The sequence below is a fragment of the Olivibacter sp. XZL3 genome (genome assembly GCF_004368405.1).
Lineage (GTDB): Bacteria > Bacteroidota > Bacteroidia > Sphingobacteriales > Sphingobacteriaceae > Olivibacter.
Genome location: NZ_SBJH01000040.1, coordinates 1 through 24864 on the forward strand (window position 1 = coordinate 1; position 24864 = coordinate 24864).

A 24864-nucleotide genomic window follows, 5' to 3' on the forward strand; every position below is an offset into this window, starting at 1 on the left:
AAACTCCTCTGGAGTTTCCCACATTCCAACATCTTAATCAACAACAATAAAAGTGTCTACTTTTTTTAGGACATGACATTGGCAATAGGTAGTAGGCCGTAGGCTTTTGATTTTTTGCCTACCGCCAAGCAGGGAGAACTGGAAACTGGCAACCGGAAACTGATAACAAAAAGAGGCGATTATGAAGAGGAAGACAAAACTTCGGTCTTCCGTTTTTCTGCTGCCGTTATATTTGTTGGTTGCTCTTCCATGGCAAAGGTTTTGCTATCGGATTTCCGTTGCCGAAAGTAAGTGAAAGCCGACGGCCCCATAGAAAGTAAGATCAATGCGAGACCGATATATAACAGGTTAAAAACATCTGTAAAAAAGGGTCCTACCGAAAACACCCCCAGAATGATCATTGTAGATAAGGGAAGCGAAAGTGCCAGCATATTCATCGCCAACTCGTTGTTGAAAACCGCGGGCGCATTGGGATCTCCTTCTTTTTTACTCATAGATTCAACAATAGCCATATGCGCAAAAGGCCAAAAACTGCAAGCACTCTGGGGAAACACCACAGCGAGCATCATCGATGCATAGGAAGCCCCCGGCATAAAAGCAATCAATAAGGCACTGAGACAGAAAACTACGCCCGATCTAAAAACAAGTAACCTGAATATGGCTTTAAACTGTTTCCATTTAAATACCACCGCTATACCGATGAATAATAAGATCAACGGTGTCATCAAATTACCAAGCAGGTTCAATGTATCTTGGAAAAAGCCCGGAAAGTCTTCAAAATAAAGGCCACATCCCAACAAAATTAATGCTGCGGCCATAACCAAGTTGATGGGCTCATTCAGCATTCCTATCACTAAGGACTTTAACTTTTCGTTATTGCTGTGCTTCACTTGGCGATTCAATTTATAAAACCAATGCATCGCCAGCATATAACTAAAAAAAAGCACTGCAATTTTATTGCCGATATCCGCTAAAGCACCGCGCGCCAACGCCTCCTCTCCTATGTATTCTGTAATAAAAGGAAAGCATGAAAGGCCGGGTGCCAGCGATGGAATAAGCAACATATAAGTACGCATTTCAGCACTTTGTTTGTGCACACCATACAAGGGAAGGATAAATTTTAAAATCAGCAGAAAAACTACATTAAAAACGAGCACCAACAAAGGAAGTATCAACAAGTTCGGCTTTACATGAAGCTTCATTAAAGCTACGAAAATGACCGTAGGCAAGGCTACGTTCAATATGATCATTTTAATAGACTGCTGATGCTCTTTCTTACTAAGCTTACTTTTTAATAGTAAACCGATCACAATCACTAATAGGAGGGATAATGTTTTTTGTATAGCGATATTCATTAATGTTTTGCTTATTTACATCTCGGGGCCCGATTCCGCATAAAATGCATCTGCTTTGCATTGCCTGCACAATGAAGCCCGACTGGCTGCAGCATCCTAAAAGGTTTACTTTAGACCGCGCCGATGCCAGCGATGAAGTTTTAATATGCAAGAGGCATAGGTAAAATCGGATCTACCATATGCCTCTAAAAAGCTGCCGACCTAAGCAGTCACCTGCTTGAACACTTCGGTAAAGAGTTGCATTTCCGGCATCGTACCCACACTTACTCTACACCATGGCTCATTATTAAAGCTGTATAGTCGAACTCCCACACCCTTAGCCGTCATTGATTTCATAAAGGCTTCTCCAACGGTATCTTTATGTAGTGGGAAGATCACAAAATTCGTGTAGGAAGGAATATACTTATAACCCATTTTTTCGAGCTCTGCACACACGTATTCTCTTGCAGCCGTATTTAAGGTTTTGCATTCCGCACAGAAATCACCGTCTGCCATACTGGCTGCGGCTCCTTTGATCGATGTCACACATAGGCCCATGGTGCTCCGAACCATATCCGTAATGCTTTTGATACGCTCCGGCTTAGCTACCACGTAACCGATACGCAGACCTGCCATAGAATGTATTTTAGAAAAGGTACGCGCCACAATCACATCTTTCCCTTTCCTTACCAAGTCCACCATACTATTGGCTTCCGGATCATCTAAAAATTCCAAATAGGCCTCATCAACGAATATTGGCGTCTTTTCCGATACCTTTGCGCAGAAATTCCGTAAGGCGTTTGGTTCCGTTATAGACCCCATAGGATTATTAGGGTTACACACATACACCAATTGCGTCTTGCTATCTACCGCAGCCTCCATTGCAGGCAAGTCGTGCGCATAGTCTGCCGTTAACGGAACCGCTTTCCAGTCGGCACCAATTGCTTGAGCGGTATTGATCAGCGACATATAGGAAGGGTCCGCAGAAACAATATTTCCGCCTTTTATAAACCGACTAATGGCGGTTTTCTCGAGCAGATCCGTAGAGCCCGGTCCGAGCATGATGTGATCGGGCGTTACCCCCTCCTTTTCGGCGATCATATCGATCAACACCGCTGCGTCTGAATGGCCGTAACGGTTTCCGACAGCAACCGCTTCGCTGATTGCTCGTTTTACACTTTCTGAAGGCCCATAGGGGTTTTCATTAGCGTTCAATTTTGCCTTTAATGTCGGCGCTGCATCCCAATAATAGGATGGATGCTCAATTTCCCAAATAACGCTACTGGAAGCTTTCTTTGCGGAAGACGACCAAGCTAAATGTGGCGCCAAGGTCAAACTGCTAGCTGCCATCAAGCTCGATTTCAGCCAGTTTCTTCGATTTATTTTAGTGGACATGGGTGATAAAATAATATATTAAGTTTCAAAAACTTTATGATTTCTGTATTAGTAACTGCCTCTAAAGACTCCCTATACATCTACGATTTTTTTAAACTCTCCGGCATTGAATCAAAAAAATAAAAAACACGAACAAAATCCGCCAGATCAAACAGGAATAATTGGTTATACAATAGCAATTCTACAAAAAAACCACCTCAAATCAAACTATTTATAAAAATAACAAGAAAACAACATTTAATAATGTAAAAAAGTGTCGTCTATCGCAACAATCGCTAAAAAATTCAAACGATCACCTCACAATTCAACCAGAAGACACACTATTCGCAACACAAATAACAGCTATTCTAAAAAATACAGCAGATTAGTTAAGACCAGCGGAATTACTGGCATTTAGTGAGGACGAGAACAAAGCCATCTGAAAGACGAAATACTTGTCTATGGCGAGCGACTTAAAAGGCCGCAACCAGGCATATCACAGTAGAAGTGAGACGTTGCGGCCCTCCATAAAAATAACCTAAAGTTTAATTACCTCTTAAATCCCTGTACCTACAGCACGGTCGAGATGCACGTAGCCCCCATCCACATGAATCAGCTGTCCGGTGGTATGGGAAGACTGCGAAGAAAGTAGGAACACGGCCATAGCCGCAATTTCTTCAGATGTGGTCATTCTGTTTTCGAATGGGATTCGACTCGTAATCTGCTTGAGCGTTTCCTCCGGATTGTCCAAGGTTTGGATCCAGCTATCATATTGGGGTGTCGCGCATTCCGCTACGACAATAGCATTTACACGGATGCCGTACGGCAAGAGCTCCACAGCCCATTCGCGGGTAAGGGCATTTCTTGCTCCATTGGAAGCCGCATAAGCGGAGGTGCCGCCCTGTCCGGTTTCGGCCGTCTTCGAACTTATATTTAAAATGACACCCCTATGCGCTTTCAGCGAAGGCAAGGCATAGTGAGCCATCAGGTAATAGTGTATCAGGCTGTTATGAAGTCCTTGCAGGAACAACTCATAATTTCCTCCTTCCAAACCGACGCCGTCATTCAATCCTGCATTATTGACCAGGCCGTCAATTCTTCCGTATTGATTTAACACCTGGTCGACCGCCTCTTTACAGGCCATTGGCTGGGTCAGTTCCGCCTCAACGCCGAAAGCACGACCGCCGTCCGCAACGATTTCGTCCACCACTATCTTGTTATCGTTCCTTTTCCGTCCTACAATAACGGGTACAGCCCCCTCTTTTGCTAAGGCAAGCGCTATACTGCGGCCAATGCCTTTCGCGCCTCCCGTTACTATGACTATTTTATCTTTGAGTTTTAAGTCCATTATTATCGCTTTGAGCTATCAGCTTTCGGTTTTCAGCTTTCACCTCAGCAAAATCAACTGATGGCTGATATTATCCGACAACCGACTGCTAATTAAAGTCTATAAAATTCTGCTGCATTTTTGTACCAAATTCCTTCCTGCTCCCCTGCCGTTAAGGCGGAAATATGCCTATCCAACAAGCTTAGCGTTTGTTCGTACTGTGCGGCGACCAGACAGACGGGCCAGTCGGAACCAAACATGAGTCGGGACGGACCGAAAGTATCCAACAGATGGTTAATATAAAAGGAAAAGTCGTCCGCTTTCCAATGCTTCCAATTGGCTTCGGTCGGCATGCCCGACAACTTACAATATAAATTCGGGTAGCGGGCCAACAGGGCCATCTCCGAAGCCCAAGGTTCTGTTTTTTTGGAAGCAATATAAGGCTTGGCAAGATGGTCAATCACAAAGCGCTGCTCCCCATCAAAATGAGGCAAAAACTTGATTACGGCTGGCAACTGCTTCGGTCTGACAAGGATATCGTAGCTGAATCCAAATTTGTGCAAAGCCGCTACCCCACGAATAAAGGAAGGACTCAACATAAATTGCGGATCAGACTCGCCTTGCAAGATATGGCGAAAACCTTTCAATTTAGTAAACAGGCTATAGTGAGCCAAACGACCCTCGATATGGACACTCTTTAGATCCACCCATCCCACCACTCCTTTTATAAAAGGAAATTGATTGGCCAGGTTGAGCAGGAAATTCGTTTCCTCCTCCGATTGGTCGGCCTGTACAGCGACGCAGCCGTCGACCCCGTTCGCCTGCAAAAGAGGCGCTAAATCGGTCGGCAGAAAATCACGCCGGATAACAGCCATATCCGCTGTTATCCAGGCGTCCCTCACCGCATCATAATGCCAAAAATGTTGGTGTGCATCAATGCGCTTCATAAGCTTTTACGACTTGTTTGGAGGTGCCCAAGCCTTCCGCGCCCAGCTCCACCACATCTCCTGGTTTTAAATAAACCGGCGGATTAAAACCGAGTCCGACGCCCGCCGGTGTTCCTGTCGAAATCACGTCCCCCGGCAACAAGGTCATAAACTGACTGATGTAAGAGACAATGAACGGCACTTTAAAAATTAAATTGCTAGTATTTCCGTCCTGTACGGTTTTTCCGTTAACGCTCAGCCATAAACGGACGTTGTTTATATCCGCAATCTCCTCTTGCGTTGCTAAAAAAGGACCGATAGGAGCGAAGGTGTCACAACCTTTTCCTTTATCCCAGGTACCGCCCCGCTCCAATTGGTATTCCCTTTCCGACACGTCATTGTGCAACACATAACCAGCTACATAGTCCATAGCCGCTGCTTCTTCTACATAACTTGCTTTCTTACCGATCACAATACCGAATTCGACTTCCCAGTCGGTTTTTGTAGAACCTTTCGGGATCACGATTGCATCATTGGGTCCTACAAGTGAGGTGGTTGATTTCATAAAGATAATCGGTTCAGCAGGAATCTGCGCCTTTGTTTCTTCGGCATGATCCCTATAATTGAGGCCTATACAAACAATTTTTGATGGGCGCGCAATCGGACTTCCTAAGCGGGTCTCCGCAGGGATTTCCACCAGCGTTCCCTCATTTGCCTTGATAAATTCTTCCAGCCTGGCCAGTCCGTTTTCTTCAAAAAATTGTTCATTGAAATCGCCACCGAAAGCAGATACATCGTAGTTTTTTCCTTCAATTTGTACACCTATTTTCTCACGGTTAGGTTCACCGTAACGGATTAGTTTCATTTGCGTTAGTTATTTGTTGGTCGTTATCCGTTGTTCGCTATCGACTTAACTTACTAAAAACCGACAACCAATAACGAATAACCATATTAATTATTCAATTTAATAAAGCCTCCATCAATCGGATAATCATTTCCCGTAATAAAGCCCGCTTCATCTGAACACAGATAAAGTACCAGCGAAGCGATTTCTTCTGGCTTGGCCATCCGACCAATGGGCTGACTAGCCGCTAATTTAGCAAACATTTCGTCTTCTTTGCCCGGATAATTTTTGGAGATAAAGCCATCCACGAAGGGCGTGTGCACCCTTGCCGGCGATATACTATTACACCGGATTCCATAATCGATATAATCACGTGCGACCGATAAGGTCATTGCTGCAATAGCCCCTTTACTCATGGAGTAAGCAAATCGATCGCTAATACCGACCTGTGCTGCGATTGAAGCCAGGTTCAGAATGACGCCTTTCTTTTGCTCCTTCATATAGGGAATCACACTGAATAGGGCGTTGTAAGCGCCTTTGACATTGACGCTGTAGACGCGTTCAAAATCTTCCTCTTTGCAGTTTTCTAAATTACCGACATGAGCAATACCTGCATTATTTACCAAAATGTCGGCACCACCGATCCGCTGCACGACAGCAAGCATTTCGCCTTGATCGCTTACATTTACGGCATGCGCGAAGGCCTTTCCACCCGCTGCCTCAATCTCGTCCCTTACCACCGAAGCAGCAGCTTCATTCAGTTCCAGTATATGAACCTCTGCGCCCTGCTTACCAAAAAGCAAGCTGATTGCTTTTCCTATACCACTTCCTCCTCCTGTAATAATCGCCTTTTTTCCTGTTAAATCAAACATAATATTTCATATTTAGCTATCGGCCTCATTTCGTTTAATACCTCAGCTTTACTTTAAACCTTACAACTTACAACCGATAATAACGTATAACTTATAACCTAAAAACTTATAACTTACAAAGACACCCCTCGCCTCCATGGAATAAAGTCGTCTTGCCCTAATTTCATCGCTTTAGGCAGCTGATTCCCACTAGCCACCTCGATTACAAAATCCAAGATCCTTTCCGCGGCCTGCGCTATTGTTTCGGTTCCTTCGATAATGGTACCGCAATTGATGTCAATAATATCTGGCATCTTTTCATAAGTCTTCGTATTCGTCGACAACTTAATAACCGGCGCGATCGGATTGCCTGTCGGTGTCCCTAGTCCGGTCGTAAAGAGCACCACATTCGCACCCGCGGCTACTTCTGCGGTTGTGCTTTCCACATCGTTTCCCGGCGTACACAACAGGTTCAATCCGGGCCCATTCGCCAGTCCGGGGTAATCAACCACCGCTTGGACGGGAGAAGTCCCCCCTTTTTTTGCTGCACCGGCGGATTTAATAGCGTCGGTTATCAAACCGTCCCGAATATTTCCCGGCGAGGGATTGGCATAAAAGCCACTACCATCCTGCTCGGCCTTTGCATTATAGGTCTTCATCAATTCCATAAACCGAAGGGCAGTTTCCTCATCTTTACACCGATCGCTCAACTCCTGTTCGACACCACAAAGTTCCGGAAACTCTGAAAGAATAACCGAGCCTCCTAAAGTCACCAACATATCCGACAAATAGCCCAGTGCCGGATTGGCCGAAATACCTGAAAAACCATCCGAGCCGCCACATTCCAGACCGATACATAATTTGTCTAGGCCGGCGGGCTGTCTTTCTTGCTGATTCGCTTGCACCAAGCCGATAAAGGTATGTTTCAGCGCCTCTTGAAGCAACACACTTTCCGATCCAATGCGTTGCTGCTCGAAAATATAGAGCGGTTTGTCGAAATGCGGATCGCGCTTGGCGATCTCCTCTCTCAAAATGCTGGCCTGCGCATGCTGGCAACCTAAGCTTAACACCGTTGCACCGGCTACGTTGGGATGGGTTATGTAACCGGCCAACAAACCGCACAAGGCATCGGAGTCCATTCGTGTTCCGCCGCAGCCCATATCATGATTTAAGAATTTAATGCCATCTACATTGGCAAACAGTTTGTTGGCGTTTTGCGCGCCTTTTGCGCCCTGCAAGTCCGCCGCTAATAACTGCTCAACGGAAGCACCTGTTTTATAAAGCGATATCAGCTGTTCGACCTCCGGCTCATAGCTTTTAGCCTTTTTGAAGCCCAGCTTCTGCTCAAACGCTTCTTTCATCACCAACACATTTCTATTTTCACAGAACACCAGCGGAATGACCAGCCAGTAATTTCCCGTTCCAACAGTTCCATTGCTTCGATGATAGCCTAAAAAAGTACGATTCAGAAAACCCGAAACATCGGGCTTATGCCAATCCAGTTTCCGCTTTCCTAATTTAAAATCATTGGCAGCATGATAAATGTTCTCCGTCGTGATGGCTTCGCCCTTCGCAAGTTGTCTGTTTGCCTTTCCAACCAGCACGCCATACATGTAAATCTTTTCTTCAGGCCCCAGCGATGTCAAAGTGAACTTATGTTTTGCCGCTACCGATTGCTGCAAAGTGAAGCTATCTCCGTTAAAATGAATCCATTCACCTTCCGGCAGATCCTGCAGTGCTACCAGCACATTGTCCGTTGGATGTATTTGTAAATATTTTTGTATCGTTGCCATTTTAACCTATCCGCTGCCCGCCCTAAGCTGGCAGCTTTTTTAATATACTCGTTCCTCTTAAAATATACCTAAGGCTTAAAGCTTATCGCCTATAGCCTATTGCATAAAGTCTATAACTTAAAAATCTCCTCCATCAATAACCACTTTTCACCCGCTTTTGCCTGTGGTAAGGGTTGCTGGAATTTCCACATTAATGCTTCCCACTGCTGCACCTTCGGGTTATTGGCGTCCATTTCGGCCTTCCGCTCAAAGCTAAAGTCGTCGGCAACCTCCATGAGCATAAATAAACGATTGCCCAGTCGATATATCCGCATATCGACAATGCCCGCCGCTTGGATCGACTCTTTAACTTCCGGCCAAATGGTCCGATGGTATTGTTCGTATTCTTCGATTAACTGCGCGTCGTCCTTGAGATCAAGCGCTAGTGCATATGTTTTCATTTTTGCAAAGTCAAAAGTTAAAAGTCGAAAGCCTGTTAGGCATCCTAATCACCCCCTCCCGGCGGCCTAATAGCATACGGCTTGTAGCCTAAGGCATACAGCTTAAAGCCTACCGCTTATTGCCTACCGCCTATGCCCTTCCAGCAACATGTCCTTTCCATCCATAATAAAACACAACCAAAAAGCATACTAGAGGAATCAGATAGGCAATTTGGATACTGTTCGCCGCAACGGAAACAAGGCCCATTAGCAAGGGAACGACAGCACCTCCAATAATGGACATCACCAGGAAGGAAGACGCTATCTTGGTTTCCTCACTGCTGAGGTTCCGTATACCGAGCGAAAAAATGGTCGGGTACATAATCGACATAAAAAAAGGAACGGCTACCAAAGCATATAAGGCGAGGGTACCTGCAGTAAACACCGCTATAAGCAACAGCAGGGTACAAAGCAGACCATAGAGCGCCAATAATGCAGCAGGCCTGATATAACGCATCAAAAAGGTTCCGCTGAAGCGCCCTAACATAAACCCGACCATCGCCACCGACCCAAATAAATAGGCGGCATTCTTTTCGCCCATACCCGCCACATGATTCGCATAACGGATAAAGAAACTACCAACGCCAACCTGCGCGCCCACATAAAAAAACTGACTAATAACCGCCCAGAGAAAATGTTTATGCTTAAATACCTTTAGCGAGAAGTTCGTACCCATAGTATGAGCTTCTTCAGGCTCGTCGTCTTCACTTTCCGGAAGTCGCGTGACGACAAATAACACCAAGAGCGCTAACACAATGCCCGCAATTACCAGATAAGGCAATTTAACCGTATCTGCCTCCGACTGAAGGTACGTATTCAAGGATTCGCTGCTCATCGCCGCCAGCTCTTCCGGGCTATGCTCAATACCTGAAAGAATAAACTTACCACCTAAAATCGGTGCAACTACCGCACCCAGCCCGTTAAACGATTGTGCAAAGTTCAACCGTTGAGTTGCGGTCTCCTTATCCCCCAGCACCGCAATGTAAGGATTGGCAACCGTTTCCAGAAAGGTGGCCCCCGCAGCAATGACAAAAATAGCCGCTAAGAAAAAAACGTAGCTTCGTTCGGAAGCTGCCGGTATCACCAAAAGCGCCCCCGCGGCATATAAGATCAGACCAAGTAAAATTCCCTTTTTATAACCAAAGCGCTGCATATATAAACCCGCAGGAATTGCCACCACAAAATAGCTGATGTAGGCAGAGGTATCAATCAAGGAAGATTGTAAATCGTTTAAGGCAAACGCCTTCCTGAGATGCGGTATTAATATCGGGTTTAGGTTATGAAGCAACGCCCATAAAAAAAATAAAGACGTAACTAAAATGACGGGTATCAGAACACCTTTTTTAGACATAAAACAATATTAGGTTCAGTTTTCAACAAATAAATTTATCTCCATTGGTAAAGCCAATTACAAATTAAGGAATTTGACCCTTTAAAACCCTTGCTCATTTTAGCCAATTATTCAGTTATTTTAGCATATTTATTATATATTTGTTGAATTAGCTGGCCATAAAACTGAATAACTGCGGGTACACCGGGTATTCGGTGCATGCTTAAACACCTAACGTAAAATAACAGATGAAGCCTCAATTACTTAAACTTAGTACGGCTCCTACGCAATCTTTCAGTATCCGTCAGGATTTTGTTCCCTATATCAATAATCGATGGCACTATCATGCGGAAGTGGAACTCATTCATTTTTATCGGGGAAAAGGCACACAATTTATCGGCGACCAGATTAATCACTTCCATGCTGGAGATATCGTTTTGGTAGGGTCGCAGCTACCTCATTACTGGCGGTTTGACGAGCATTATTTCGATCATCAGAACGATGACACTGCGGACGTACGGGTAGTGCATTTTAACGAGCACTTTTGGGGTAAAGATTTTTTGGAGCTGCCCGAAAATATTGCGATTAAACAACTCCTTGAAAAGGCCCGTCGGGGCATTCAGGTAACAGGTGCTGCCAAAAAAAAGGTTGGCCTGCTGCTCGAACAGATGCTTCAATCGGAAGGAACGCGACGCATTATTCTGTTAATGGAAGCGCTGCATGCGATTGCTTCCGACAGTTCACACCGGTTGATATCCTCCATCGGCTTCCACCCTTCCTTACAGGATGAGGAGAAAAAACGCATCAATAATATATTCGACTATACCTTGGCCAACTTTCGCCAAAAGATCAGTCTGGAAGATGTTTCAGCCATAGCCGGCATCAGTTCCAACTCTTTCTGCCGGTATTTTAAAGCAAAAACGGGAAAAACCTATTCCCGCTTTCTTCTGGAAATCCGTGTAGGGCACGCCTGTAAATTGCTGATTGAAAACAAAATGAGCGTGAAGCAACTCTGTTACGAAAGCGGCTTCAACAACTTTGCCAGCTTCCATAAGTACTTTAAGCAAATAACAGAAAAAAGCCCTTTGGCTTACCAAAAGGCTTTTTTGGAGAAAGCTTCGTAGTAGTTAATAGTTAACCTGTTAATAGGGAATAGTGTGTGGGTGGTATAAAATGCTGTAGGCTTCTGCTACTCCTGCCACTGCCACCGCTACTATTTTATCGATCATACCAATAACGAGCAACGAATAACCAATAACGAACAACTAACTGCTACCGCGTTCCATCACAGACACCGCGGAAATAACCGACCGACTCGGCAATACCTGCCAGCGGATCTTTCATATCTTTTTCATACTCCAAGCTGCAAGATCCTGTATAGTTGATTTTCCGCAACATCTTTACGTAGGCAGGAATATCGATTACGCCGCGCCCAAGCTCGCAGGTGGTGCCTTCCTTCGTAGCAGCTGTCACATTTTTTAAGTGCATATCAAAAATCCGCTTACTGTATTTTTGCAGATCGGCCACCGAATCCCGGCCATCCCGTTTATTGTGTCCCATATCAAAGCATATTCCGACCCGCGCGTCTAAATCCTTTATAAGGTCATAAATAACCGATGCATTCGGGTAAAGCTTGTCCTCCGGACCATGATTATGTATCGCATAGCGAATGTTGTATTCCTTCGTTTTTTCAGCCACATATCCGAGATCCTCGTGGTTAGGAATACCGATAATCAGATCGACGCCAACCCGCTTGGCATAATCAAAGCCCTTATCGATCTCGTCCTTCGTTTTCATATAAATAGGCCCAACGGCATAGCCTGTTACGTCAAAGCTTTTTAATTTCGCATGAAAAGCCGCAATCTGCTCCGCGCTGCTATTGTAGGGCAAATGAAAATCTTTGATGCATAAGTAATGTACATCCACCTTTTTCATCATCTGTAAGGACTCGTCTAAATTGAAATTAACAAAGCTATAGCCGGCAATTCCCAGCTTAAAAGGATCCTCTTTCGCCATTGTACGGTGTAGGGGCTGTGCCTGCAGGCTATTGTAGGCGCCATTTGCCAGGGAAGCTCCTACCGCTCCCAATAGGCTTTTCTTTAAAAAATTTCTTCTTGTATTCATGCTTTTGATTTATTTTTTGGTAGCCAATGCAAGGGCTTTGGTTGTCACATAATATTTTGCGATCATGTTAGGCACTTCCCAGTCGGGCAATTTACCCTCCTTCAGATAGCGGAGGTAATTATTGGTCACCTGCGCAAAGTGTTCCTCATGGCTGGTCGCCAATACTTCCGGTACGACTATTTTGTAATAGCCGTTTTTCAGTTTCTCTGCTGTCACTCCGTCGTATTTTTTTGCTACTTCAGCAACCGCTTCTTCAACCGCTTTTTCGAAACCTGCTTTATCTTTACCCACGGCCTCCAGGTAGAGGACAGGCTTATAGTGCTCATCCTCCCCTTGTTTAATGATTAGATTTGCCTTCGATCCCCGCATAATCGAGTAATGCGTATCGCCGGTGCCTTCGGGAGCTTCGAAGTTCCACTTCACTACTACCTTGGCATGAACCCCTTTAATGGTATAGTTGATTTCGCCGTTTGCATATACGCCAAGCTCATTCTTGTCATTCACATTGGCCTGAAAGGTGTCGGGGTAAGTCTCATTCGTCGCCTTCTGAAATTCCGCGGCCTTCAACCAGGTCGGCCACCGCTTTGCCGCCAATAACTCAATATCTTTTTTATAATCAATAGCCTGATTGGGAAAGCCCTCCCATTGCACCAGGTCGACCAAGTGTGTTGTTACATCGACAATACCCTCCCCCTGTTGACTAACGTCAAAAAACCAAGTGGGTCGGATTAAGGGCTTACCCGATACGGTCTTAAAGAAATGATGCACACTTTCTTTGGTGATGGCCGGCTCTTCCAGCGATCCTTTTTCCAAGCTACCGAACAGCGATTCGATCTGCGAAAACTCTTTTTGTAAAGTAGCTGTAATCTCAAAACGTTCGGTCATGATATCATACAGCATGACGTTTTTTTCTTTTGCATCCGCAAATGATTTCTCTAGGGTTTTAAACCCTTCCTCATTAATCGCCATCGGCTTATCGGCCAACACATTGAGCCCTGCGTTGATGGACTGGCTGATGTAATCAATTTTTCGTTTATTGTTACCCGCTAAAACCACCACGTTACCTTTTCTATCCTGCAGCATTTTCTGCAGAAAGTCATCACCGGTATATACTTCCTCTTTCCAATGGGTAGGATGATCGGCATCGCTATTATAACGCTCAATAAGTCCCAGGTGCGCCTGCAAGTCTTTCCCGTCCGTTGGCGCATAAACGTGTACAACACTGTCTACGTCCGGATACATTGACTTTTGAACCAAGGCCGCATGGAAATGTCCGGGATCTAAAGTAATTAGACTTATTTGCTCATGCTGCTGGCCCTTTTCTTCTTTTTGCTGATTATCACATGCTGTCGTCATCATGCCGATCAATAAAGTGGCCGCCATAATCATTTTGGTATTAGCTATCATATCTTTTTTTCGCATAATGCGTCCATTAACCTGGTGTTCAATATCTATTTTTTCCTTCAAAGTTCTGGGTATTTGTTTATATACTCATCCAATAACTGCGTTTTAATATGACGAAGCTTGCCACATACTACTGCAGGCATACGCGGAATTTGTCCATCTCGAACTGATTCGGTGACTCATGCTGGCTTCATTAGGCTATACAAAATACTGGCTTTTACATAGAAACTCCATGTGTAATACAATAATAATCATCTCTGTACAATTTGTTAACCTCTTTCTTCAAAAAATTAACGATAACGTTGTCGTAGAAAAACAGAAAAACATGCCACGTAGGCTTTAAAAACATATTAAATCCTTGTTACTTTGACCAATATTTAACCTCCATGTACAAACCTATTACTATAAAAGACATTGCCAAGACACTGAACATCTCGGTGTCGACCGTGTCAAAAGCGCTCAATGACCATCCCAACATAGGCGCAACCACCAAAGAACGGGTATTGGCACTTGCCGCGAAATTGGATTACACCCCGAATAAAACCGCTATTCAATTCAAGCAACAAAAAACGTTCACGCTGGGGATTATCATCCCCACGCTCCTTGATCATTTTTACACCATTGCTGTCAACGGTTTCGAAAAAATAGCATCGCAGGCAAAGTACAACGTGCTTATTGGCCAAAGCCACGAAAGTCTTCGACGGGAAAAAGAATTGGTTTCTGTAATGCACGGCAACCGCATTGACGGTTTACTGATTGCCATATCAAAAGAGACCGACCATACTGATCACTTGCGTAAGCTGAAACGATCGGGCATCCCGGTAGTCTGTTTAGCGCGTAAACCTGTCAATGAAACTTTTAGCTGCGTGAGCAGTGATGTTTATCGTGCCGCAAGGGATGCTGTCTCGCTTTTCATTTCGCGGGGTCATCAACGGATTGGCTTTATTAACGGCCCCAGTCATTGGGCAACCAGCAGAGACCGCTTTCTTGGCTACAGAGATGGCCTATTGCAGCACAAAATCGCTTTTGACCAACAACTCGTCGAAGAGAGTGATCTCGGTACCGCTAACAATCAGCAGGCAGTGAAACGTCTCATGCGACTACCCAGTCCGCCAACAGCGATTCTTCTATTCAAAGATTACCTGATGTTAGATGTGATGAGCTGCTTAAGAAAAGAGTTTCCTGCACAATATCCAAACATGGATCTCATCGGCTATGGTGCACTTCCCTTATTCAGCCATTTTGAAAAACCACCACTGGCCTCACTCAAAGAACAACCTTTTGAAATCGGAGAACGAGCCGGATCGCTGTTACTTGAAATGGTTCAGCATCCCCAACAGGAATTTAATCCCCAACTCATCTCACTGCCCTGTAAATTACACTATTTTTAGCTTCAGTGCTTGCTGTATTCCTGCCAATACGCTTCCGCTTCATCAGCAGAAAGCTCGCCATCGAACACAATTAAGCGGTATTTCAACAGGTAACTTTTCCTGGGCAGCAAAAGCCAGTCCTTGTATTTAGAAGGCGAAAAATTCACAAAAACATCGCCCTTGCCGTTCGTTCCCGGTGGCCATACGCGAACCGGTTCAGGATGATGAACATTATCCGGATGCAGCAAAAACAAAATGCCTGCGGTATCACCATCAATTAATCCCGACACCATTATCCACCGCTCCAGGGAGCCATCCGCTTCTGCCCGGGTTTTCCCCGTAGAGGTCAATATCTTACTATTATCGTCGTTCCACTGATCGGTAGCCCGAAAGCCTAAGCCTGCATAACGGTAAGCTTTCATGGTAACCGTATCTTTTTGGGGCATCAGGGTTGACACCAAGTCCAAGCAATATCGCTTATCATCAATAGGGCTAATAGTAGATTCCCAATCCTCTCTTAAAACGCTGACTTCCTTCATCGGCTCCGGATAAATTATATGATGCAAACGAGCGCTGAATCCCACCGCCTTCCCTTTAGCTTTTTTCTTATTAAATTTGATATGATCCACCCGCCCCTGCCGATCGCCAATATTCCAGAGGTCGTATAGCTTTCCCTGATACGCTATACGCGTCCAAGGGTTCCAGAGGCCGTAATGATGATAATGATCTGGAGCCTGAATACGCGTGAGGGTCTTCCCTGCAAGCGTATTCAAGGGATGGATGAAGCCACTTTTGCCGAACACGCTGTCAACCCCAGGTGGCGGATACTTCATTTCATATTGATAGCCGAGCAAATAACGCCCTTGCCGATCTTTTAACTTGAGTAGTCCACTTTCCTGTGTTCGCTTTGTTCCCTGTCCGTAAGAATGGAAGCATAACGTTACCAAGGTTAATAATATCCACGTTGTCTTCATGTTTATTTCATTCTAATTATTTTTTCAACGATTGATGAGCCCAACTCCCGCTTTCACTTATAATGGTCAACCGCTAAAATAAGGAATATGCGCTCCATCTGCCAGTTCTTTCCTCTAATTTTAATCGACAGGCATGGGCTCCTCAATAATTTCTGTCAAAGCCGGCACATTATTCTCAAAACCGGAGTAACCTTCATTTTGATTGATCACTCCTTGCGTGTTACCGTTAATAGCGCCAATCGGCACCGGCCAAAGCACGTGATAAGGACTCATCGTATAGGGCACACCAAAATTCGTTCTTACGCCTTTATTATAGAAATCACTCACCGCCATCACCCGATCATAAAAATAGTTATCCTGAGAAAAAGTGGAAAGACTATAGGACTTACCATTTTCAGCCACTTTACCCGTCAGCGCAAAAATATAGGCAATACGCGTCAACTCCGTCTTCCGAGGTTCTTCCCAATACAATTCACGTGTCCGCTCATCCAAGATCATCCCCATATTGACATCTGCGGCCGTGATGGGTGTCGCCTTTGCCCGATTGCGTACCGCATTGATATCCGCTGCTGCACTAGCAAGATCCCCTTTCCAAAAATAAGCCTCCGCGCGCAATAAATAGGTTTCCGCTAAGCGAAAAACATACCAATCGCTATTTCCCCCATCGGGCGTTACCCGCTGTGGATCTTCCACAAACAACTTATAATGCGGCCAACTAAACCAGTTCCGGATGGTATCATTGGTTAGTATCGTACCCCGATCGTTCCGATATTGCAAAGGCTGTCCGTAATAAGGATCCGTTCCCTTAAGGGAAGGCGCGTTATATACTAAATCTTCCATATCCATCCAATTGCCCGGCGCATGACGCAAATCGGTATCATCTGTCCAAACCCCTCTCTGCGTATGCCAGACCGGCCGCACCCGTGCAATTCCCCTTCCATACATGCGCACTTGATCAATCTCTGCATTGGGCTGATCCGAAGTAGCGCGGTTTCCTGCAGGGGTAACAATACCTGTGTTTCCCCAATAGGGTAGCGCATTTCGCATGGTACGCGTACCCCCACTGACATTTCCATCAATGTTCATACGGTCAATTACCAATAGTAAAGCTTCTCTATTTGCCGCTAAAGATTTGTTCTCCGGACGATGTAAATCCCAAATTACATTTTTCGACGTGTCATTTGCATAAGCACCGAAGCGCTGGGTCATCAAGGCATAAGTTCCACCGTCGATGACATTGCTGGCCGATTGGATGGCATCATCAAACAAACCCAAGGCGAGATTCACTTTGGTGAGCAGATGGCTTACCGCTCCTTTCGTTACCCGGCCTTTTACTCCTCCATCCGGCACCCACTCCTGCGCAAACTCCAAATCCTCTTTCATTTTGCGCAGGATGACTTCTCTTTTTGTGCTCTGGTAGTCCAACTTCGGCTCCTGCGGTTCCTCCAAAATCAGCGGAATATCGCCAAACTGCTGGGTCAAACGATAATAACGGTAAGCACGGTAAAAATAGGCAGAACCCAGTAATTGATTACGCTCTTCCTCAGAAGCATAATCCTGTGGAAGATCGATATAGGTGATGGTTGTATTGGCATAACGGATGGCGCGGTAGCCTTCCCGCCAATACCAGCCAATGCGGTTCTCAAACTCAATATTATCGAGGTTCGCATCCGGCCGGATCACCAAGTTTAAATCAATGGCCGGCCCCGGCTTATCGGTACTGCCCGAGACCGCTATATCCGAATAAATCGTTTCGGTGACAATCGGAGCCCCATCGCCATGGGTTTCAATACGCATATTCCGCTCACAGGCTACCAAAGTAGCCCATAAGCCCTGTGCTGATTGAAAGGTCTGTTCGGGTGTATAGAACGATAAGGGTTTTGGCTCTAAGAACTCACGCTTGCAACTAGTAGCAACTAGCAACAAGCTGCTTAATCCGACATATAATGTATATTTAAATTCTTTTCTCATGATTAGTCATTTTAATTGCTACAAGGTTAAATCCAAACCAAAGGTGAAAAATCGTGGGGTGGGGCCTGCATATTCATCTGGATTGGAATCATCCCATTCCGGATCCCAGAACTTCCATTGCGGCGCATACATCGCGGCATTGCGCACATTGAAATAAACGCGTAAGTTTTGTAGCTTAAACTTACTGATCGTACTTTTCGGCACGTTGTAAGCCAAGGAAATATTATCTAAGCGGATAAAAGAGCGCTTGCGATAGATATTGAAACCCGTGGCGCTGCCTTCGCTCGAACTGATGCGAGCCCATTCATTGGAAGGATTTTCGGCCGTCCAATAGGGAAATTTATATGAATTTTGTCGGTCGGGGAATCCATTACGACTTTTCAAGGCATTGAAAGGTTCAGAATGGCCCCACAACGAATACATCATAAAAGAAAAGGTGAAATTTTTGAATAGTTGAAAGTCATTGCGTAAAGACCAGCGGAATCGCGGATCAGCATAACCAATAAACTGTTTATCGTCATTGGTAAAACGGCCATCATCGTTTACATCTTCCAAGCGATAATCTCCCGGCTGCAAACCATAACGCTCCGCCATTTCCTCTTCGCCCAATTGATATACGCCTAAGGCTTTCCAATCCCAGATCACATCGGTAGGCTGGCCGATAAACCAGCCATTCTGAATATCATCTAATTCCCGCCCGTCAGGACCCAAGTCGCCATATAATTCGCGAATAGCGTTTCGATTTAACTGGAATGTTGCTGTGCTACGCCAAGAAAAGTTTTCGCGCTGCATATTATTGGAATTTAATGTCACTTCTATGCCTTTATTACGCACTCTTCCCAGGTTGCTCATTACCAAATCAAAACCATTTACATTAGGCAATCTACGTTCTACGAGCAAGTCAGTCGTATTAGAAATGTATGTTTCAATACTACCATCTAAGCGATTATTAAACACGGTAAAATCCAAACCCAAATTATACGACTCAGTCCGCTCCCAACGTAGATTGCGGTTACGCATTCTGTTTACCCATAATTGGTTCACTTGTACCACCGTTCCATCCGGTTGCACATGTAAATATTTTCCGGTAGTCAAATCTGCAAGGGCCACATATCGTCCAATGTCGCGGTTACCATTACTGCCCCAGGAAAACCGCAGCTTTCCATAATTGAACCATTCACTATTGAAAAACGGCTCATCCGTAAACACCCAACCTGCCGCCAGAGAACCAAAATTTGCACGCGGATTTAATTGCCCGAAAGCCGAGTAGCCGTCCCGGCGAAACGTACCCGTAAAAATATAACGATCTTTCAAGGTATAAACCATTCTTGCCATTAAGGCATCGCCGGTACTGTACTCATCATTGCTTGCCAAAATCGGATTGATCCCCGCCGGCATACCATGATAACCCAAATCATCATTTGGATCAAAATTATCAGCATCCATCCGATCTTCCCAACGCTGGAATTTTTCCGCATTAACCAAAAACGTAGCATCGAAGCGATGCATATCCGCAAAGGTTTTATTCCATTTTAGGATGTTATCTAACTGCCAGTAATAAGTCTGCCGGTTACGCCTAAAAGCACTTCCTCCATAAGCAGCCCAAGCCTCATGGGATGACTTGTTGTGATTGTATTCTTCCAGCAGTTCTAATTGTGGCGTAAAATTCGTTTGAAAGGTAAAACCAAATGGAAGGGTGAGCTTCGCATATATCGTACTATTCAGTGAAGTCATTCGTTTGAGAAAGTCTCGGTGCGAAACATCATAACCCGGGTTTACCCCACCATTAGGTTCGCCATTGGGCCGCCAAATCAGTTCTCCATCGGCGTTATACTGATTTCCCCAAGGGGATAAACTGGTAATATTTCCCCAGGCATAGCCAAGCGCACTTTCATTGCGCGAAATGAATTGTGTATTCATCCCCACCTGTAAGAAATCGGTAATATTCGCTTCTATATTGGCTCGGGTGCGCAAGGTTTTGAATCCATCACCCGTCACAATACCTTCGTTATTCATATAGCCCGTACCGAGGTAATATGAAATATCTTTGTTTCTTCCGGAAACACTGATATTATGATCTTGTCTCAATCCATTCTGAAAGCTTACATCGTACCAATCGACTGACCTACCTGCCAGATAGTTTTCAATCTCTACGGGCTGGAGATTTAAACGACGCAGCCAAGCACGTACCGGATCGCCCGTTGAGCCATCGTAGGCTAACCAATCATCCACACTGATATCGGACGGCAAATTTCGCGGATCATCAAAACGAAAAGGTTGGGCATTCGGGTTGATGCTTTTAAATACGTCTTGCCGCCAGGGCACAAAGCTCTGCGCATCATGAACCGGCTCGTTTACTGCCATGGTAGCAATACCGATGTTCGTACTGTAATTGATCATGGGTTTTCCTTCTTTCCCTTTCTTGGTAGTAACCAAAATGACTCCAGCCGCAGACTTCGCCCCAAAAACCGCTGCAGCGCTGGCGTCTTTGAGCACATCTACGGTTTCAATATCATTGGGATTGATATCTTCCCAGGCGCCGTAATAAATCGCACCATCCAGTACAATCAGCGGACTACTGCCTGCATTTAGCGAATTTCGCCCTCTTAACTGCAAACTGCCTCCGCCTTTTGCACTACGATTATACCCAACATTCAAGCCCGCCACATTTCCGCGCAGCATGTCGCTCAACTGTGCCGGCGCCTCATTTTCGATAACTTCGCTACGCACTTGCGATACGGCACCCGTTAGATCGCGCTTTCGGGTTGTCCCGTATCCTACAACCACAACTTCTTCCAGATTAGATACCTCGGCGGATAGATACACCTCAATCGTGTTCCGATTGCTCACATTGGCTTCTTGGCTAATATAGCCAAGGGAACTGAACACCAGCACGCCTTCCGGCTTGACATTGTTTAACACAAAAACGCCGTCCTCATTGGTGCTTACACCATTTTTTGTTCCTTTCTCCACTACCGCTACTCCAGGAAGCGGTAGCTTATCCGCCTGCGAATACACCACCCCTTTGACGGATATCCCGGGTTGCGCCCGCGCAGCTAAGGATAAAAAAATCAAACACAGTACGGTCCAAACATACCGTAGCTCCATCTTTTTCACATACGAAATACTTCGTGTAGAAATCTTCATAATTGGTCTCCTTCTTGTTTTTTTAGGGTCATGGTTCACTATGACGCCTAAGGTTTATACCAGAATCATCGGTTAATTATTCTGTGCTAAAATTAACAAGAGAAATAGGAGCTTAAGCATTTTAGCTAAAAGCCTAGGCTATATTTGATTAAAAAAGCAACGTATTGAGCTTATTCAAACGTTGTACTTAAATTACAACTAAGGCCTGGAATCAGTGTACAGATAATGGAACGTAGCGAATTAACATAGGAGTTAATGCTACGTTCCATCCAAAAGAGATTAAAGAAGTATATGCTTCGACTCTACGGTAGCGGGACCATAAAATAGCTGTAGCTATAATCTTGATAAGGAAGGCGGTATTTTTCCAAGGGCTGTGATCCCCAACTATCGATGCCCTGCAGCCCGATCTGATTGAGATCCATATGGACATAGGTCTTATTCCGCTTTTCAAGCTCACCCGAGTGATATTGTTGCTTTTCTACTTCGGGATCCAAGTCGTCCAAACTATATGGCAAAGCCGAAAAATTCAATAGACTGTCTACATAAACAAACTTTATTCCTTTGCCTCTGGCATTGGTAAAGCTTACCCAGCGCACATCGGACTTGTTGCCACTTTCCTGCGGACGCGCATAAGGAAAATACTGCTCATCTACCTTTTGTTGATATAATCCCACCATAGAGGCCGACTTACGGTCCCAATAGTTTTCCCAAGGACCTCTTCCATAAAATCGGATCTGATCCAATTGCGCATTCAATTCCAGATTATTTCCTATACGCATCAGGAGCTTATGATTTCCATTTATTGCCTTAAAGCTGTTTTCCACGCGTATTGCGCCGTTCGGGTATACCGTATACACTTGCGTACTTCTCCATCGCCGTTAAGAAGCGCTTTCGTAAAGGTAACAAGGTAGCACTTCCCGTCTTCCTGAATATCTGCTGTGATTAACTGTCCTTCTTCGTAAGCATTTCGCCAAGCCCGTAATTTGCGATGATAGCCCGCCCCGATATCATTGTCGGTTGGTGCCCGCCAATAGGATGGCTGTGGACCATTACTTATCAGCTCGGTATTTCCCTGTTTATATGCCGCCAGTATGCCGGCCTTCAGGTTAAATACAATCTCCAGGTCCTTCACCCTAAAAAACACCTCATCGCCTGCTTTATCCATATTCAAACGTCCCTTTACAGTGCTAGACAGCTTCAATGGGATCGGTTCTGTCAATGCGAATTGCTCATAAGCCTGCTCATAACCGGCTTCCAAGAAGGGTTCCGCACTTTTCAGCACATAATATACATTTAAAAAGTATTCGCTTCCCTCTTTCAATTGACCACCCTTTATCGGTAAACGAATGGTAGTGCTGTCTCCAGGGGCTACGGCTAAGGTAGTCACGCGGCCCTGCTGTACCACCTTACCGTCGCGCTGCAGTTCCCAGTTCATCTGAAAATTAGCTAGATCCCTGAAGAAATAGGCGTTTTTGACCTTCAACGTATAATCGCCTTCATAATAGGTTTTGATATACTGATGTACTTTCTTCAGTTCAACCGCCATAGGTGTTAGATCGCGATAAGCCGTTACCACACCCTTGACGCAAAAGTTATTATCGGTTATATTCTGGTCAACGGGACCTTCCAATGGAAAATCTCCCCCATAGGCCATAATCCGCTTGCCATTCTTCACTGTATCCAAAGCCTGATCGATCCATTCCCAAACGTAGCCCCCTTGTAAAGCGGGGTTATTTTCGATTACCTCCCAATATTCTTTAAAGTTGCCCAAACTATTCCCCATGATATGAGCGTACTCGCTCATAATCATACTTCTTGTCTGCGGCCTACCAGAAAAGTATTTCAGATAATCGGGCCCCGGATACTGGGGCACTAACATATCGGTGTTGTATTCCCTTCCGGCCCTTTCGTACTGAACGGGCCGATCGTCATGCGCTTTTAACCAGTCGTAGGCTTCATACATATTGATACCGTTCCCGGCTTCATTCCCTAAAGACCAAGCAACAATGGAAGGGTGATTTTTATCCCGCTCATACATCCGATAAATACGCGAGAGATGGGTTTCCCGCCAGGCGGGATCGTTCGCAAAGGTATACTCCAGGTCATAATAGCGCCCGTGCGATTCAATATTCGCTTCATCGATGACATACAGGCCGTACTCGTCGCATAGTTGCATCCAATATGGATCGGGTGGATAGTGGGAATGCCGCACGGCATTGACGTTCAGCTTTTTCATCATCTCCATATCTTTACGCATATCCGCTTTACTAAGCGTATGTCCCGTCCGTGCGTTGTGTTCGTGTCGGTTCACGCCCTTGAAAAAGACCCGCTTTCCGTTCACCAATACGTCGGCACCTTTTAACTCGATACTTTTAAACCCGACTTTTACCGGGACCACCTGTAGGATTTTCCCGACTTTGTCTTTTAAGGTAAAATACAGCGTATAGAGGTTCGGTATTTCAGCAGACCACTGCTTTATCTGTGGAATATCGGCCTGAAAACCGACTTCTTTCTTGTACCGTCCTAAAACAGATTGAACACCTTGACTTTGACCTTCGTAAACGAGCCGATCATTTGCATCGCGTAAAGCGACTGTTAAAGAGAAGGTGTCGGGCACACTCGTCAAGGTGTTCGTGTCGACTTTATAGCTTTGCACCAAGGCCTTCACCTGAAGCGTTCCTACCTGGTAATTGTCTTTGAGACCTGCTTCTACTTTGAAGTCGCGTACATCCAATTTAGGGGTTGCATAGAGGTATACATCCCGCTCAATGCCCGATATCCGCCACATGTCCTGACACTCTAAATAACTTCCGGCACTCCAACGGTATACCTGCAACGCAACAAGGTTCTTTCCTGCCTTTACATATTTGGTAATATCAAATTCTGCAGCTAATTTGCTGTCGGTGCTATACCCCACCTTCTTGCCGTTGATCCATAGGAAGAAAGCCGACTTAACCGCACCAAGATGTATGAAAATCTGTTGACCATCCCAATCTTCCGGTAAGGTAAAATCTCTTCTATAGGAGCCCACTGGGTTGTTATCAACCGGAATATCGTTAGGCGGATCCAAGCTTGCACCCATCTTTTTCCGCCCCGTAAACTCGTAAGGATGATTTACGTAGATAGGTAGGCCATAGCCATTGGTTTCCCAATTGGCGGGCACCTTAAAATCGTCCCAACGGCTATCGTCAAAGCCAATTTGATAGAAATCAGCAGGCCGCTTCCTTGGGTCCTGCACCCAATTGAACTTCCAAGTTCCGTTGAGCGACAGAAAGTTATTTGACTTTTCCTTGCCGAAGGTCTTTGCCTTTTCGAGGTTTTCGAAACCGAAGGCATCCGCACGCATGGGCAGTCTATTCAAAGCTACTACTTCAGGACTGAGTAACTCCGAAGGGAGCTCCTGAGCCTTTACAATGGTTCCAACTAATAGTACAAGTATCGTTAAGAATTTATTCATCTATATTCGTTTTAGAGGCTGATATGCACCGGCATTTTTATTGTTCGAAGACCAAACTATCTATAAATCGAGCAAATTACAAACTTCAAATCAACGCAATCGATTGTCTTAATTAACCCGAAAATTGGTCAATCGATTGCGTTCCGGATTCATTTGTGA

General features: G+C 45.1%; 18 protein-coding genes. 2 read left to right on the plus strand and 16 right to left on the minus strand.

The features are described from left to right. Nucleotides 1-179: 179 nt before the first annotated feature. The 9 genes from EPX21_RS08670 to fucP all read right to left on the minus strand — a co-directional run bounded on the left by EPX21_RS08670 (nucleotide 180) and on the right by fucP (nucleotide 10279). A complete protein-coding gene (locus tag EPX21_RS08670; RefSeq protein ID WP_134089274.1) occupies nucleotides 180-1355 on the minus strand; it encodes a permease in 1176 nt (391 codons plus the stop codon). 201 nt (nucleotides 1356-1556) lie between these two features. After that, complete coding sequence (locus tag EPX21_RS08675) at nucleotides 1557-2729, minus strand: histidinol-phosphate transaminase (protein WP_134089275.1); 1173 nt, start codon at nucleotides 2727-2729, stop codon at nucleotides 1557-1559. Between the two features lie 535 nt (nucleotides 2730-3264). Next, entirely contained in the window at nucleotides 3265-4056 is a 792-nt protein-coding gene (locus tag EPX21_RS08680; protein WP_134089276.1) for an SDR family oxidoreductase, read from the minus strand. A gap of 92 nt (nucleotides 4057-4148) precedes the next feature. After that, the gene (locus EPX21_RS08685; RefSeq protein WP_134089277.1) at nucleotides 4149-4982 is read right to left on the minus strand and encodes an amidohydrolase; all 834 of its coding nucleotides are present in this window, start codon (nucleotides 4980-4982) and stop codon (nucleotides 4149-4151) included. Beyond that, on the minus strand, nucleotides 4969-5826 hold the full coding sequence (locus EPX21_RS08690) for a fumarylacetoacetate hydrolase family protein (RefSeq protein WP_134089278.1): 858 nt from the start codon (nucleotides 5824-5826) through the stop codon (nucleotides 4969-4971). The genes EPX21_RS08685 and EPX21_RS08690 overlap by 14 nt, the downstream gene beginning before the upstream one ends. A gap of 86 nt (nucleotides 5827-5912) precedes the next feature. Beyond that, nucleotides 5913-6677: an SDR family NAD(P)-dependent oxidoreductase gene (locus tag EPX21_RS08695; RefSeq protein WP_134089279.1), complete on the minus strand. Its 765-nt coding sequence runs from the start codon at nucleotides 6675-6677 to the stop codon at nucleotides 5913-5915. 113 nt (nucleotides 6678-6790) lie between these two features. Next, on the minus strand, nucleotides 6791-8449 hold the full coding sequence (locus tag EPX21_RS08700; RefSeq protein ID WP_134089280.1) for a UxaA family hydrolase: 1659 nt from the start codon (nucleotides 8447-8449) through the stop codon (nucleotides 6791-6793). A 110-nt stretch (nucleotides 8450-8559) separates the two neighbouring features. Next, nucleotides 8560-8889: an L-rhamnose mutarotase gene (locus EPX21_RS08705; RefSeq protein WP_134089281.1), complete on the minus strand. Its 330-nt coding sequence runs from the start codon at nucleotides 8887-8889 to the stop codon at nucleotides 8560-8562. A 130-nt stretch (nucleotides 8890-9019) separates the two neighbouring features. Continuing rightward, nucleotides 9020-10279: an L-fucose:H+ symporter permease gene (fucP, locus tag EPX21_RS08710; RefSeq protein ID WP_134089282.1), complete on the minus strand. Its 1260-nt coding sequence runs from the start codon at nucleotides 10277-10279 to the stop codon at nucleotides 9020-9022. 227 nt (nucleotides 10280-10506) lie between these two features. Here fucP and EPX21_RS08715 point away from each other — a divergent pair, with 227 nt between their 5' ends. Further along, a complete protein-coding gene (locus EPX21_RS08715; RefSeq protein ID WP_134089283.1) occupies nucleotides 10507-11382 on the plus strand; it encodes an AraC family transcriptional regulator in 876 nt (291 codons plus the stop codon). A 148-nt stretch (nucleotides 11383-11530) separates the two neighbouring features. On the opposite strand, the gene EPX21_RS08720 is transcribed toward EPX21_RS08715, so the two are convergent. After that, nucleotides 11531-12382, minus strand: a complete 852-nt coding sequence (locus EPX21_RS08720; RefSeq protein WP_134089284.1) for a sugar phosphate isomerase/epimerase — start codon at nucleotides 12380-12382, stop codon at nucleotides 11531-11533. Between the two features lie 9 nt (nucleotides 12383-12391). Continuing rightward, nucleotides 12392-13804: a putative oxidoreductase C-terminal domain-containing protein gene (locus EPX21_RS08725; protein WP_240768614.1), complete on the minus strand. Its 1413-nt coding sequence runs from the start codon at nucleotides 13802-13804 to the stop codon at nucleotides 12392-12394. A gap of 368 nt (nucleotides 13805-14172) precedes the next feature. Between EPX21_RS08725 and EPX21_RS08730 the strand changes: the two genes are divergently transcribed. Continuing rightward, on the plus strand, nucleotides 14173-15177 hold the full coding sequence (locus EPX21_RS08730; protein WP_134089285.1) for a LacI family DNA-binding transcriptional regulator: 1005 nt from the start codon (nucleotides 14173-14175) through the stop codon (nucleotides 15175-15177). A 2-nt stretch (nucleotides 15178-15179) separates the two neighbouring features. Here the strand turns inward: EPX21_RS08730 and EPX21_RS08735 are convergent, their stop codons facing one another. The 5 genes from EPX21_RS08735 to EPX21_RS08750 form a co-directional block, all read right to left on the minus strand. After that, nucleotides 15180-16130 carry a PmoA family protein gene (locus tag EPX21_RS08735; protein WP_134089286.1) on the minus strand — a complete coding sequence of 317 codons (951 nt, stop codon included), beginning with the start codon at nucleotides 16128-16130 and terminating at the stop codon, nucleotides 15180-15182. Nucleotides 16131-16250: 120 nt separating this feature from the next. Continuing rightward, nucleotides 16251-18101 carry a RagB/SusD family nutrient uptake outer membrane protein gene (locus EPX21_RS08740; protein WP_134089287.1) on the minus strand — a complete coding sequence of 617 codons (1851 nt, stop codon included), beginning with the start codon at nucleotides 18099-18101 and terminating at the stop codon, nucleotides 16251-16253. Nucleotides 18102-18119: 18 nt separating this feature from the next. Then, on the minus strand, nucleotides 18120-21248 hold the full coding sequence (locus tag EPX21_RS08745) for a SusC/RagA family TonB-linked outer membrane protein (RefSeq protein WP_206106037.1): 3129 nt from the start codon (nucleotides 21246-21248) through the stop codon (nucleotides 18120-18122). 302 nt (nucleotides 21249-21550) lie between these two features. Beyond that, complete coding sequence (locus EPX21_RS23245; RefSeq protein WP_370450949.1) at nucleotides 21551-22105, minus strand: beta-galactosidase small subunit; 555 nt, start codon at nucleotides 22103-22105, stop codon at nucleotides 21551-21553. Next, nucleotides 22048-24705, minus strand: a complete 2658-nt coding sequence (locus EPX21_RS08750) for a glycoside hydrolase family 2 TIM barrel-domain containing protein (RefSeq protein ID WP_206106039.1) — start codon at nucleotides 24703-24705, stop codon at nucleotides 22048-22050. The genes EPX21_RS23245 and EPX21_RS08750 overlap by 58 nt, the downstream gene beginning before the upstream one ends. Nucleotides 24706-24864: the final 159 nt, after the last annotated feature.

Excerpts from the sequence above, each read along its gene's own strand:
- EPX21_RS08670 (WP_134089274.1), bottom strand. The coding sequence starts at position 1,355 with ATGAATATCGCTATACAAAAAACATTATCCCTCCTATTAGTGATTGTG.
- EPX21_RS08675 (WP_134089275.1), bottom strand. The coding sequence starts at position 2,729 with ATGTCCACTAAAATAAATCGAAGAAACTGGCTGAAATCGAGCTTGATG.
- EPX21_RS08680 (WP_134089276.1), bottom strand. The coding sequence starts at position 4,056 with ATGGACTTAAAACTCAAAGATAAAATAGTCATAGTAACGGGAGGCGCG.
- EPX21_RS08685 (WP_134089277.1), bottom strand. The coding sequence starts at position 4,982 with ATGAAGCGCATTGATGCACACCAACATTTTTGGCATTATGATGCGGTG.
- EPX21_RS08690 (WP_134089278.1), bottom strand. The coding sequence starts at position 5,826 with ATGAAACTAATCCGTTACGGTGAACCTAACCGTGAGAAAATAGGTGTA.
- EPX21_RS08695 (WP_134089279.1), bottom strand. The coding sequence starts at position 6,677 with ATGTTTGATTTAACAGGAAAAAAGGCGATTATTACAGGAGGAGGAAGT.
- EPX21_RS08700 (WP_134089280.1), bottom strand. The coding sequence starts at position 8,449 with ATGGCAACGATACAAAAATATTTACAAATACATCCAACGGACAATGTG.
- EPX21_RS08705 (WP_134089281.1), bottom strand. The coding sequence starts at position 8,889 with ATGAAAACATATGCACTAGCGCTTGATCTCAAGGACGACGCGCAGTTA.
- fucP (WP_134089282.1), bottom strand. The coding sequence starts at position 10,279 with ATGTCTAAAAAAGGTGTTCTGATACCCGTCATTTTAGTTACGTCTTTA.
- EPX21_RS08715 (WP_134089283.1), top strand. The coding sequence starts at position 10,507 with ATGAAGCCTCAATTACTTAAACTTAGTACGGCTCCTACGCAATCTTTC.
- EPX21_RS08720 (WP_134089284.1), bottom strand. The coding sequence starts at position 12,382 with ATGAATACAAGAAGAAATTTTTTAAAGAAAAGCCTATTGGGAGCGGTA.
- EPX21_RS08725 (WP_240768614.1), bottom strand. The coding sequence starts at position 13,804 with ATGCGAAAAAAAGATATGATAGCTAATACCAAAATGATTATGGCGGCC.
- EPX21_RS08730 (WP_134089285.1), top strand. The coding sequence starts at position 14,173 with ATGTACAAACCTATTACTATAAAAGACATTGCCAAGACACTGAACATC.
- EPX21_RS08735 (WP_134089286.1), bottom strand. The coding sequence starts at position 16,130 with ATGAAGACAACGTGGATATTATTAACCTTGGTAACGTTATGCTTCCAT.
- EPX21_RS08740 (WP_134089287.1), bottom strand. The coding sequence starts at position 18,101 with ATGAGAAAAGAATTTAAATATACATTATATGTCGGATTAAGCAGCTTG.
- EPX21_RS08745 (WP_206106037.1), bottom strand. The coding sequence starts at position 21,248 with ATGAAGATTTCTACACGAAGTATTTCGTATGTGAAAAAGATGGAGCTA.
- EPX21_RS08750 (WP_206106039.1), bottom strand. The coding sequence starts at position 24,705 with ATGAATAAATTCTTAACGATACTTGTACTATTAGTTGGAACCATTGTA.